Here is an 11509-nt window from a genome sequence, read left to right on the forward strand (position 1 = left end):
TATAGTGATTGCAAATCATCATCCGGATGATTTTTTTGTTTAAGTGTGTTGGGCCGCGCACATTAACACGAGTCAGGTGCTTAACAAAGACGCAGCACACCAACCTCAGTGATGGTGGGACGCATCACCAGCCGGATCGGCATGCTGCTGCACCGGGTCGCCAGCCTCTGCGTGATGATGACGGTGGCCGGGGCTGCCACCCAGTAACGTCCAGATACCAAAGAGAATAATTAACAGGGCAAAGCCCGTACGCACGCCGCGCGCTTGCAACAGACCGGCCAGCTGACGGGCCGCCAGACCAGTGGCTAACACGGCAGGTAAAGTCCCCAGCCCGAAGGCCAACATGACGCCCCCCGAGCCACGCATATCGGCCTGAGCGGCAGCGTAGGCCAGTGCGGTATAAACCAACCCACAGGGCAACCACCCCCAGATCATACCAAGCAATATGGCCTTGGGCAGATTGTCCACCGGCATCAGCGGTTTTCCCAAAGGTTGCAGGTATGCCCATAAATAGCGCCCTACCCGCTCCAGGTATGTCAGGCCGCGCCACCAGTCAGCCAGATACAGCCCCATCGTGATCAAGAGCAATCCCGCGATCACCCGCAGCCAAGTTTCTCCGGCCCAGCCCGTGACCACGCCGGCAAAGGCACCGAGTAACACCCCCATCAGGGTATAACTGCCGATGCGCCCCAGGTTATAGCCCAACAACAATTGCAAACGGCGTTGGCGGGCGGCGGCGGGAATCGCCATGGTCAACGCGCCCATAATGCCGCCGCACATACCGACACAGTGCGCGCTGCTGAGCAAGCCGAGTGAAAAGGCGGTTAGCAAGGGAGCCCAGTCAATCATGAGCGGCGAGATTTTTGATGGGAGGGGGTTTCGCGGGAAGATTCTTCACTGGAAGGCTCTTCATGGGGCTCCTCAGGCGACACAGGCCTGGAAACGTCAGTCTGGGTCGTCGTTCGATCGTCCGGTTTGGACTGCTGCTGTGCATCCTCATCAAACAGGATGCGATGAGCCTCGGTGTCCAGATTGTCGTACTGGCCATTGTGAAGCGCCCAGAATAAAAACCGCAGCGCAATGGCAACGAAGATCAGAGCAATAGGAATCAAAAAATAAAAACTTTCCACAACAAATACCGTTACCGGTGCGTTGCGTCAGAGCTGTCACTCAAACGCAGGGAGTTGAAGATTACGATCAATGAGCTGGCCGTCATACCAATCGCCGCTTGCCAGGGTGCTACCCAACCCGCCGCCGCCAGCGGCAATGCCAGCAGGTTGTAAGTCAGGGAAAACCGCAGATTTTGCTGGATAATCCGCTTGGTGCGGTGAGCCAATACCACAGCGTTGTGCAACACCGGCAGGTTGTCATTCAACAAGACCGCGTCGGCCCGGGTTTGTGCCAGATCAGAAGCAGATGCCATAGCGATGGAAATATCCGCGCCGGACAGAATCGGCACATCGTTGATGCCGTCACCCAGCATCAGCACTTTATCACCCTGGGCTTGCCGCCGGTGCAAGTGCGACAATTTGTCTTCCGGTTTCGCGCCCGCGATAAAATCCCGAATGCCCAACTGCCCCGCCAGCGCGGCCACTGCACCGGATTGGTCGCCGCTGAGTAATTCCACGGCAATTCCCTCTCGCTGAAACGCCGCAACCACCTCGGCCGCACCGGGGCGCACCTCATCTTCCAACGCAATCCAGGCCAACGGCCCCTGGTTGTCACCCAGCAATAGCCATTGCTGTCGGGTGTCAGGCAATACTGGCGATGCCATACCCGACGGAAACAAAGCGGATACAAAGTCCAGAGTACCCAGACGATAACGCACCTGCGCCACCTCGCCTTCCACACCGGCGCCCGTCATCTGTTTAACCTGACTGGCCGGCTGGGAGTAATCCAGATGGCGAAAAGCCAGCGCCAGAGGATGATTGGCACTGGCCTCCAGCGCGGCGGCAATGGCCAGGCAATGGATTTGATCCGACTGACGACAGAGGCGGACATCCACGACCACAAATTGCCCCTTGGTGAGGGTGCCGGTTTTATCAAAGATAACCCGGCTGATCTGGGTCAAGGTCTCAACCACATGGCCGCGCGCTACCAGAAAGCCCTGTTTGCGCAGATTGGCTGTGGTTGCGCTCAAAGCCGCCGGCATCGCCAACGCCAACGCGCACGGACAGGTCACCACCAGCACCGACAAGGTGACCCACAAGGCCCGCGCCGGGTCGTACCACCACCAGAAGGCAAATACCAGCGCGCACACCACCAACAGTCGCGCAATAAAAAAACGCGCAATCCGATCCGCCACCGTCACCTGGGCGGGCTTTTCCTCCGCCGCCTGCGCAGCAAGCCGCTCGATCGCTGAAAGCTGGGTCGCGGCGCCGGTTGCCGTCACGCTAATCACTAACGGACTGTCACTGTTCAGGGTTCCCGCTATTACGGTATCGCCGTGCCGCTTGGTGACCGGATTGGACTCGCCCGTCAGGATTGCCTCCACCGCGCTGCTCTCACCGGACTCCACCAAGCCATCGCAAGGAAATGTCTCGCCTGCTTTAACCAGCACCCGATCACCCGGCCGCAGGGTTTTCAGCGGTACCTGCTGCTCACAGGCTTTACCCTCCTGCTCTGTCAGGCAGCAGGCACTGAGCGGCATGAGTTGCGCCAGGTTGCCGAACGCCAGGCGGTTGCGATGCCGCGCACGCATCTCCACGTAACGCCCCAGCAGCAGAAAAAAGGCAAACATGGAGATGGATTCAAAATACACCTCACCACCACCGGCGATGGTGGCCCAGCCGCTGGCAATGTAAGCCAGGCCAATAGCCAAGGCCACAGGCACGTCCATCACCAAATGGCGGCTTTTGATACTGCGCCAGGCCGACTTGAAAAACGGCCAGCAACTGAAGAACACCACCGGTGTCGCCGCCAGAAAACTCTGCCAGCGTAAAAAACTCAACCAGGCATCGGTGGCCCCGGTATACATGCCCACCGCGACCATCATCGCCTGCATCATGCCAAAGCCGGCCACGCCCAGACGAAACAGGGCCATACGGTTTTCTGTCCGGACCAGATCCTGTTGTTGTTCATCGGTAGCGGGGCGGGGTTTATAACCAATCTCGCTCAAGGCGGCTAACAGTTCGCTGAGCGGTTGTTGCTGCGCATCCCAGATGAGGGTGCAGCGGTGGGTCGTGATATTGATGGTAACCGACTGGACCGCCGGCTGCTTTTTCAGATGGGTTTCGATCAACCAGCTGCACGCGGCGCAGCTGATACCCTCCAGCAATACATTCGCCTGGCGCCGCTGATGTTCTGCATCCAGCTCGACAACAAAATCCGCCTGCACCTCGGGTAGATCGTAGATGCTCCATTGTGCTTGCCGGGCTTCACTACCGCTTGCGGGGCGCGCGCTGTTTTCCGTGCGAAAACGATAAAAATTTGCCAGGCCGCCATCCACAATCGCCATGGCAACCGCCTGGCAACCGGGGCAACACATCAATTCATCTTTACCGGCAATCGTGACCGGAAAATGCGCGTCGGCGGGCACGGGTAAGCCACAGTGATAACAGGCAAGAGGGGTATCGGACGCGGGCATAGGCACGGGTATGGGCACTTTTCAGAATACGTCAAAGGCTGGCTGGTCGCCGTTCATTGGATTGACCGGTCCATCGGGTGCAAGCAAAATCGCGCGGACATTATAGCCGAGCCCCACTGATCACGCAGGCCGAATCACCGATTCAACGGCAACTTTTGTTACCTTGATGTGCTACACCTATAGCACGCAAAAACCGCATCTCATATGCGCATGTCAACACGACAAAGGACTCGTCCATGCCCTACCGCTTATCGCTTCGTCTATCGATCCTGCTGCTTATCCTATGCCCTGGCCAGGCTATCCTCGCGCAGGAAGAATCACCCGATTCTCGCCCCCGTACCGCGTTGGTGCTCGGTGGCGGCGGTGCCCGTGGTGCAGCGCATATCGGGGTACTGGAAATCCTGCAACGGGAGCGGATTCCCTTTGATTGCGTGGCGGGCACCAGTATGGGTGCGCTGGTGGCCGGCGCCTACGCGGCCGGGTTGTCGCCGGCGCAGATGCGCGAAAAGTTGAAAAAAGCAGATTGGACCAACATGTTTCTGGATTCTGCGGACTATTCGCAGATGAATTACCGCACCAAGCGCGTAACCGAAGGTTTGTTGCCGGGTGCGGAGATCGGTTTGTCCGACGAAGGTTTACAAATTACCTCCGGCCTGGTGTCTGGCGAAAAGATCAAACTCTTTTTCAATCAGCTGGTGGGCGATGATGTCGGCGGACGCATGATTGAAGAATTGCGCCTGCCCTTGGCCATCATTGCAACCGATATCGGCAGCGGTGAAAAAATCGTGCTCAAAAACGGCAGCCTGACCCATGCCATGCGTGCCAGCATGTCGGTTCCCGGTTTTATGGCGCCGGTGGAATACGAAGGCGCAAAATTAGTGGACGGCGGGCTCGTCGACAACGTGCCGATTCAAGTCGGACGCGAGTTATGCAATGCGGAACGCGTCATCGCTGTAGATGTGGGAACACCCCTGAAGCCCGCCGACAAAGTGACATCCCTGCTGAGCGTCACCGTGCAGATGATCGGTATTCTGACCCGTCAGAATGTAGCCTATTCCGTTGCCAGTCTGGGCGAGCATGACATCTACATTACGCCGGAATTGGGCGACATCACCGCCACGGAGTTCGCACGTTACAAGGAAGCCGCAGACCTCGGATACGCTGCTGCCGATGCGCGGACCGCAGACTTGCAGCAGTTTGCGGTCACACCGGATGCCTATGCGCGCTGGCGAGCAGAATTGCACGATGAACGTGAACTGATTTCCACCATTGATACCATCACCATCGCGCCCATGACACGGGTCAATCCGATATTTGTGCGGCAATTGATTCGCCAACAGGAAGGTGAACCACTCGATCGCGAACAACTGGAAGTTGATTTGATCCGCATCTACGGCATGGGCGGTTTTGACAATGTGGATTACCAGGTACAACAGATCGACGGCAAAAATAATCTCACCATCCTCGCCCGTGAAAATAAAGCTTCATCGGATTATCTGACCTTCGGCTTCAGTATTAACGAAGAACGGCGTGAAGGTTCCAGCATCAATTTGCGCACCGCTTTTCGTAACGTGTGGTTGAATCGCTATGGCGGTGAATTTTTTGCGGTGATGGACCTCGGCAGCAATTCCTCTTTTGAAGTGGATTTTTACCAACCGCTCAACCAACACCAAAGCTGGTTTATTGAACCCAGTTACGTGACGCAACGGGACGAGATCAGCATTTATTTAGACAACGAAAAAATTGCCGAATACGATCTCAGGACAGATTACGCCCAGATACTGGCAGGCAGGAACATCGGTATCTGGGGACAAGCGAGAATCGGTTGGCGGCAATACCATACACGCGGCCGCTCGCAAATCGGCGTTGTCGAATTACCGAATATCGATGAACGTTACGATGGTTGGGTCGCAGAAACGATCTTCGACAGTCGCAACCGTTTGTATTTTCCCTCCAAAGGCTGGAGTGGTGGTATCAGCTATTTTGAATCGGCAGAACAGGATTATCGCAAAGCCAAGGCAGAACTCAGCGGCACCTATCTGGTGGGGGATTATGTCTGGGGCATGCGCACCTCCTACGTCACCGCGATTGATGACGAGCTGCCGTTATTCGACGCTGAATTACTGGGCGGCTTTTTAAATTTATCCGGCTACGCCACCGACCAGATCTGGACTAACGGCGCCTTCTATTCCCACATCCGCGCTGAAAAAATTATTGGTCATATGCCATTGGGTTTAAGTGGCGATGTGCGCATGGGTATTGCCGTTGAAGGTGCAAAACTGGAAGAGCCGATTAACCTGGGCGAGGAAGATGAGTGGCTGGAATCCGCCATTATTTACCTCGGCGGCGAGACACCACTGGGGCCGGTCTACCTGGGTTATGGTTTTACTTTTAGTGGGGATTTTAATATTTATTTTCAGCTGGGCGCCTTTTAACAACTGTTGAAAATTTTCTATTCCTTGGCGATGCGCGGCTGTAACCGCGTTTCGTCGCCCACCGCAAAATTAATCTCGCCACTTAACAACCATTCCGCCGCTTTACGCTGATGCTTATCCAGCACCGGCAATAAAGACAAGTACCAATTGTTTCTCGGGTTAAACTCCAGGCTGCCGCGATAATGACCGCTGGATGTTTGCTGCAGTACCACTTGCTGGTCCAGATCCGCCTCAAACGGATGATCAAGCAACAATAATAATTGCGCTGGCACAGACGCCTGTTGTGGTATCTGCAAAAACACTTCGCCGGTGGTGCGATCAAAACGCAACTGCGCAGTTAAATCTAATTCCAATGCGCGTCGATCCTGCTCCATCGTTTGATTGATCATTCGCCCTTCTTTGTAGTAATTGTCGATCACCACATCGTCGGCATGACGAAAAGCTACGGTTACCATCGTCAAGGATACGCACACCACCACGATAAGTGGTGTGAAAACAAACCAGAACCAGAATTGGCGGTAGAAGGGTTGTGTGTCCTGTTCGGTTTTCATCACTAATCATTCGTAGAGTGTAAGTTTAAACGTGGCACACAGGGCGGTGGTGCAAGCGTTTCTGAAACCCTCACGTCATGGACGACGTGAGGGAGCTACAGGGATGTATTCATGCGTTTTCAGAAACGCTTGCACCATCGACCGTCCCGCTAACAATAGACTAATACCCACGCGGCTGCGGGCCAATAAAACTGGTGGTGTGTTCCGCCGTTAATTTCGGATTATCCCGCGCCTGTACTTTGATGGTTACATCCGTCTGTACATCGTTTAAAGCATCACGCGGCACAGCAACTCGAACAGGGATGGTCAACAATTCACCTTCCTCGACGGGCAGAGGGCGATAGCCTTGCAACTCGAACGGATAATCACCACTCACTTGAATATCGTACACATGGGCATGGCGATCCATGTTGTTGATTTTGATGGTGTAGACGTTCTGGATGTCCTGCCCCGCCACGCGGTACATACGCACACCACGATCACGCAGCACTTCCAGGCCAACCGGCACGCGCGTGGCGATGGAATAGACAAACACGCTGATCATCGCAATCAATACAACGGCGTAGCCTAACAGGCGCGGACGAAAGACTTTGGTGTGACCTTTTTCAATCGCGTCTTCGGTGGTAAAGCTGATCAGGCCGCGCTCGTAACCCATCTTGTCCATCACGGTGTTACACGCGTCCACGCATAAACCGCAATCGATACATTCCGGTTGCAAGCCATCGCGGATATCAATGTCCACCGGACATACTTGCACGCACCAGGAGCAATCGATGCAATCGCCCAGGCCTTTGGCTTTGTAATCTTCGTCGAGTTTGCGCGGGCCGCGCTGCTCGCCGCGCACGTAGTTATAAAACACCGTCAGCGTATCCTTGTCGTACATAACCGACTGGAAACGCGCGTAAGGACACATGTATTTACACACTTGTTCGCGCAGGAAACCGGCGTTCATGTAGGTGGCGCCGGTGAAGAAAAATACCCAGAATGCCGGCGCGAGATCCGATCGGAAGGTGACGAGATCGTAGATTAATGTGCGTATCGGGACAAAATAACCAACAAAGGTCAGCGAGGTAATTAACGCAATAACAATCCACAAGGTTTGTGTTGCACCCTTGCGCCAAAGTTTTTCAAAATTCCATGGCTGTGCATCGAGTTTGATACGTTTGTTGCGGTCGCCTTGAAAGACGTGTTCGGCCCAGATAAACATCTGCGTCCACACGGTTTGCGGACAAGTAAACCCGCACCATACACGCCCCACCAACACGGTAACCGTGAACAGCATAAACGCGGCAATAATCAGCAGCCACGCCAGGTACATGCCGTCGTGGGGCCAGAATGTCATCCAGAGAATATGAAATTTACGTTCGGGCAAATCGAACAACATCGCCGGACGCCCGTCGATCATCAGCCAGGGCATGAGGACAAAACCCGCCAACAAGGGCAAGCCTGTGTAGCGGCGCAGTTTTTGATAAAAACCGGTGATGCGGCGGGTATAAACTTTTTCGTCGGCTTCGTAGAGATTGACGTAACGAATGACGTTATCGGAATGATCTTTACCAGAGCTATCGGGCTTAACGCTCAAGGAAGTTACCTCGTCAGGGAATTGGAAGAGGACCAGGTAAAACCTGATACCTCCTCCGATTCAGGGATCACATTAAAGAAACCGCTCGTCGCCAAACAGCAACTCTTTTTCTTCTTTTCCCGATTCCCTTTTTTCTACTTTTGCTCCAGCGATAAGCTGTATACATAGGCTGCCAGCAAGTGGATGCGATCCGCTTTAAGCAGCTCCTGTTGCGCGGGCATTACACCGTTGCGACCGTTGCGCAGGGTGGCGCGGATGTCCTGGGGCTCACCGCCGTACAACCAGATGTCGTCCGTCAGGTTGGGCGCACCCAGCGCCTGGTTACCTTTACCATCGACACCGTGGCAGGCTACGCAATTCTGGTTAAAGAGTTTTGCACCCAGTTCGGCTTTCGCTGCGTCATGTTCCTGGCCGCTCATTTGCAACACGTATTCAGACACATTCACCACCCCGGTTTCACCCATCAAGGCACCCCAGGCAGGCATGGCGCCCTTGCGACCAAGGGTAATGGTTTCCTTGATCTTGTCCGGTGTGCCGCCGTACAACCAATCGTGGTCAGTCAGGTTGGGAAAGCCGTAATTACCACCGCCATCCGCGCCGTGGCACACTGCGCAATTGTTGGAAAACAGGCGCAGGCCCATCTTCATGGCGTCGGGATTTTGGGCCAACTCCTCGATAGGTGTATTGGCGTAGGTGCCAAAAGTATCGGCGTAACGTGCATCGGCCTGCTGTTGATGGCCGCGCAGTTCTTTTACCGAGGTCCAGCCGAACAAGCCCGGCCAGGAACCCAGACCGGGGTATACCAGCAGGTAAACGCCGGCATAGACAAAGGTCACGATAAACATGATGAACCACCAACGCGGCAGCGGATTGTCATACTCCTCAATGCCGTCGTAGACGTGACCGGTAGTTTTGTTTTCTTCTTCGTCCTGATCGCTTACCGCTACCTTGCGGTTGGCCAAGAGTACCCACAACACCAACGCCAGGTTGGTGAGGGTCAAGCCAATAATCCAAAGGTTCCAGAATGTACCCATAATCAATTCCGCCTGTCTGAATCATCACCGGGATGATCGTTCTGCTCGTGTGCTTTGCCCGCCGCGTCATCATCAGCAAAGGGCAGTTTGGCATCTTCTTCAAAGCGCTTTTTGCGCTTGGGGGCAAAGGCCCACCAGCACACGCCGAAGAAGGCGATCATCACCAATACTGTAGAAATTGCGCCGAGAGTGCCTGCGTCCATCATCAACGCTTCTCTTTCAGGAGCGTGCCCAATTGCTGCAAGTAGGCCACCAGGGCATCCATCTCGGATACACCTTTTACGGCCGCTTCAGCGCCAGCGATGTCTTCCTCGGTGTAAGGGACACCCACGCGGCTCAGCGCACGCATCTTGGCAGCGGTGTGCTTGCCATCCAGGATATTGTCGTACAGCCAGGGGAAGGCCGGCATATTGGATTCCGGCACCACGATGCGCGGGTTGAACAGGTGCACCTTGTGCCAGTCGTCAGAATAACGACCACCCACACGCGCCAGATCCGGACCGGTGCGCTTGGAGCCCCATAGGAACGGATGCTCATAAACCGACTCACCCGCTACCGAGTAATGGCCGTAACGTTCAACTTCTGCGCGCAAGGGGCGAACCATCTGCGTGTGGCACACATGGCAACCTTCGCGGATATAGATATCACGGCCTTCCAGTACCAACGCTGGTAATGGCTTCAAACCTTCCACGGGCGTGGTGGTTTCTTTCAGGAAGAATTGCGGCACGATCTGCGTCAGGCCGCCGAAGCTGATGGCCACAATGACCAGCACAGTCATCAAGCCAATATTTTTTTCTACTATGTCATGACCTTTCATCAAATATCCCCTTACGCCGCCTGAGTTGCCGGATCAGCCGGGACCACTTCGGGTTCCGGTGTCCTGGCTGTGCGGTACGCGTTGTAGGCCATCAGGAACATACCCGCCAGGAACACGGCGCCGCCGAGGAAGCGCACAAAGTAACCGGGGTAGCTGGCTTGTACGGCTTCAACAAAGCTGTAGGTCAAGGTGCCGTCGGCGTTGAACGCGCGCCACATCAACCCTTGCATGATGCCGTTCACCCACATGGACGCGATGTACAACACCGTGCCGATAGTCGCCAGCCAGAAGTGGACATTGATCAGGCGCACACTGAACATCTCCTTGCGGCCAAACAGGATCGGCAGCAGGTGGTAAATCGAGCCGATAGAAATCATCGCCACCCAGCCCAAAGCACCAGAGTGAACGTGGCCGATGGTCCAGTCGGTATTGTGCGACAGCGCATTAACTGTCTTGATGGACATCATCGGGCCTTCAAAGGTAGACATACCGTAGAAGGACAAAGACACCACCAGGAAGCGCAAGGTCGGATCGGTACGCAGCTTATGCCAGGCACCGGACAGGGTCATGATGCCGTTGATCATGCCGCCCCAGCTGGGTGCCAGCAGGATCAGGGACATCACCATACCCAGGCTTTGCGCCCAATCCGGTAATGCCGAGTAATGCAAATGGTGGGCACCGGCCCAGATATAAATAGAGATCAACGCCCAGAAGTGAACGATGGACAACTGATAGGAATAAACCGGACGGCCCGCTTGCTTGGGCACGAAGTAATACATCATGCCGAGGAAGCCGGCAGTCAGGAAGAAACCGACCGCGTTGTGGCCATACCACCACTGCACCATGGCATCAGCCGCGCCCGCATAGGCGGAGTAGGACTTCATGAAATAAGCCGGCGTAAAGGCACTGTTGACGATGTGTAGCACAGCAACGGTAAGGATAAATCCACCGTAAAACCAGTTGGCCACGTAGATGTGATCAGTCTTACGCTTGACGATCGTGCCGAAGAACACGATCGCGTAACTCACCCACACAATCGCAATTAAAATGTCGATCGGCCATTCCAGCTCGGCGTATTCCTTGGAAGTGGTGTAACCCAGCGGCAAGGTAATCACCGCGAGCACAATCACCAATTGCCAACCCCAGAAGGTAAACGGCACCAGCCAGCCACCGAACAGGCGGGTCTGGCAGGTCCGTTGGACCACGTAATAGGAAGTCGCAAATAACGCACAACCGCCGAAGGCGAAGATCACCGCATTGGTGTGCAGCGGACGCAGCCGGCCAAAGTGGGTGTAGGGTTGAAAGATGTCGTTTAATTCCGGCCAAAACAGCTGGGCCGCAATCAGCACACCAACACCCATACCGACGACACCCCAAACGATGGTCATAATGGCGAATTGGCGCACGACATTGTAATCATAGACCGGATGGTCAGTGGCTACTGCCGTATTACTACTCATAGGACATTCCCGATGCGATAAAGAAAAGGGTTACGTTCAAGAAA

The 11509-nt window shown here is 55.0% G+C and carries 10 protein-coding genes; 1 reads left to right on the forward strand and 9 read right to left on the reverse strand.

What is annotated here, in order from left to right; genetic code table 11:
- Positions 1-105: 105 nt before the first annotated feature.
- The 3 genes from CBR65_RS08000 to CBR65_RS08010 are packed head-to-tail and all read right to left on the reverse strand — an operon-like array spanning position 106 to position 3586.
- Positions 106-849 carry a sulfite exporter TauE/SafE family protein gene (locus CBR65_RS08000; protein WP_087466373.1) on the reverse strand — a complete coding sequence of 248 codons (744 nt, stop codon included), beginning with the start codon at positions 847-849 and terminating at the stop codon, positions 106-108.
- The gene (gene ccoS / locus CBR65_RS08005; RefSeq protein WP_087466374.1) at positions 846-1130 is read right to left on the reverse strand and encodes a cbb3-type cytochrome oxidase assembly protein CcoS; all 285 of its coding nucleotides are present in this window, start codon (positions 1128-1130) and stop codon (positions 846-848) included. Before ccoS ends, CBR65_RS08000 begins: the two co-directional genes overlap by 4 nt.
- A gap of 11 nt (positions 1131-1141) precedes the next feature.
- Positions 1142-3586: a heavy metal translocating P-type ATPase gene (locus tag CBR65_RS08010; RefSeq protein ID WP_087466375.1), complete on the reverse strand. Its 2445-nt coding sequence runs from the start codon at positions 3584-3586 to the stop codon at positions 1142-1144.
- Positions 3587-3822: 236 nt separating this feature from the next.
- On the opposite strand from CBR65_RS08010, the gene CBR65_RS08015 reads away from it, so the two are divergent.
- Complete coding sequence (locus tag CBR65_RS08015) at positions 3823-6021, forward strand: patatin-like phospholipase family protein (protein ID WP_087466376.1); 2199 nt, start codon at positions 3823-3825, stop codon at positions 6019-6021.
- Positions 6022-6038: 17 nt separating this feature from the next.
- Here the strand turns inward: CBR65_RS08015 and CBR65_RS08020 are convergent, their stop codons facing one another.
- The 6 genes from CBR65_RS08020 to ccoN form a co-directional block, all read right to left on the reverse strand.
- Positions 6039-6572 (reverse strand): FixH family protein, encoded by a 534-nt coding sequence (locus tag CBR65_RS08020; protein WP_087466377.1) that lies wholly within the window; start codon positions 6570-6572, stop codon positions 6039-6041.
- 160 nt (positions 6573-6732) lie between these two features.
- Positions 6733-8154 (reverse strand): cytochrome c oxidase accessory protein CcoG, encoded by a 1422-nt coding sequence (gene ccoG, locus CBR65_RS08025; RefSeq protein WP_087466378.1) that lies wholly within the window; start codon positions 8152-8154, stop codon positions 6733-6735.
- Positions 8155-8288: 134 nt separating this feature from the next.
- Positions 8289-9188, reverse strand: coding sequence for a cytochrome-c oxidase, cbb3-type subunit III (gene ccoP, locus CBR65_RS08030; protein WP_087466379.1), 900 nt, complete (start codon positions 9186-9188; stop codon positions 8289-8291).
- A 2-nt stretch (positions 9189-9190) separates the two neighbouring features.
- Positions 9191-9391, reverse strand: coding sequence for a cbb3-type cytochrome c oxidase subunit 3 (locus CBR65_RS08035; protein WP_087468977.1), 201 nt, complete (start codon positions 9389-9391; stop codon positions 9191-9193).
- Positions 9392-9393: 2 nt separating this feature from the next.
- Positions 9394-10005: a cytochrome-c oxidase, cbb3-type subunit II gene (ccoO, locus tag CBR65_RS08040; RefSeq protein ID WP_087466380.1), complete on the reverse strand. Its 612-nt coding sequence runs from the start codon at positions 10003-10005 to the stop codon at positions 9394-9396.
- An 11-nt stretch (positions 10006-10016) separates the two neighbouring features.
- Complete coding sequence (ccoN, locus tag CBR65_RS08045; protein WP_087466381.1) at positions 10017-11465, reverse strand: cytochrome-c oxidase, cbb3-type subunit I; 1449 nt, start codon at positions 11463-11465, stop codon at positions 10017-10019.
- Positions 11466-11509: the final 44 nt, after the last annotated feature.

Source organism: Cellvibrio sp. PSBB006 (genome assembly GCF_002162135.1).
Classification (GTDB): Bacteria; Pseudomonadota; Gammaproteobacteria; order Pseudomonadales; family Cellvibrionaceae; genus Cellvibrio.

What these genes read in the sequence shown, in the direction of transcription:
- CBR65_RS08010 (WP_087466375.1), bottom strand. Translation starts at nt 3,586, where the DNA reads ATGCCCGCGTCCGATACCCCTCTTGCCTGTTATCACTGTGGCTTACCC.
- ccoN (WP_087466381.1), bottom strand. Translation starts at nt 11,465, where the DNA reads ATGAGTAGTAATACGGCAGTAGCCACTGACCATCCGGTCTATGATTAC.
- CBR65_RS08000 (WP_087466373.1), bottom strand. Translation starts at nt 849, where the DNA reads ATGATTGACTGGGCTCCCTTGCTAACCGCCTTTTCACTCGGCTTGCTC.
- ccoP (WP_087466379.1), bottom strand. Translation starts at nt 9,188, where the DNA reads ATGGGTACATTCTGGAACCTTTGGATTATTGGCTTGACCCTCACCAAC.
- CBR65_RS08035 (WP_087468977.1), bottom strand. Translation starts at nt 9,391, where the DNA reads ATGGACGCAGGCACTCTCGGCGCAATTTCTACAGTATTGGTGATGATC.
- CBR65_RS08015 (WP_087466376.1), top strand. Translation starts at nt 3,823, where the DNA reads ATGCCCTACCGCTTATCGCTTCGTCTATCGATCCTGCTGCTTATCCTA.
- CBR65_RS08020 (WP_087466377.1), bottom strand. Translation starts at nt 6,572, where the DNA reads ATGAAAACCGAACAGGACACACAACCCTTCTACCGCCAATTCTGGTTC.
- ccoO (WP_087466380.1), bottom strand. Translation starts at nt 10,005, where the DNA reads ATGAAAGGTCATGACATAGTAGAAAAAAATATTGGCTTGATGACTGTG.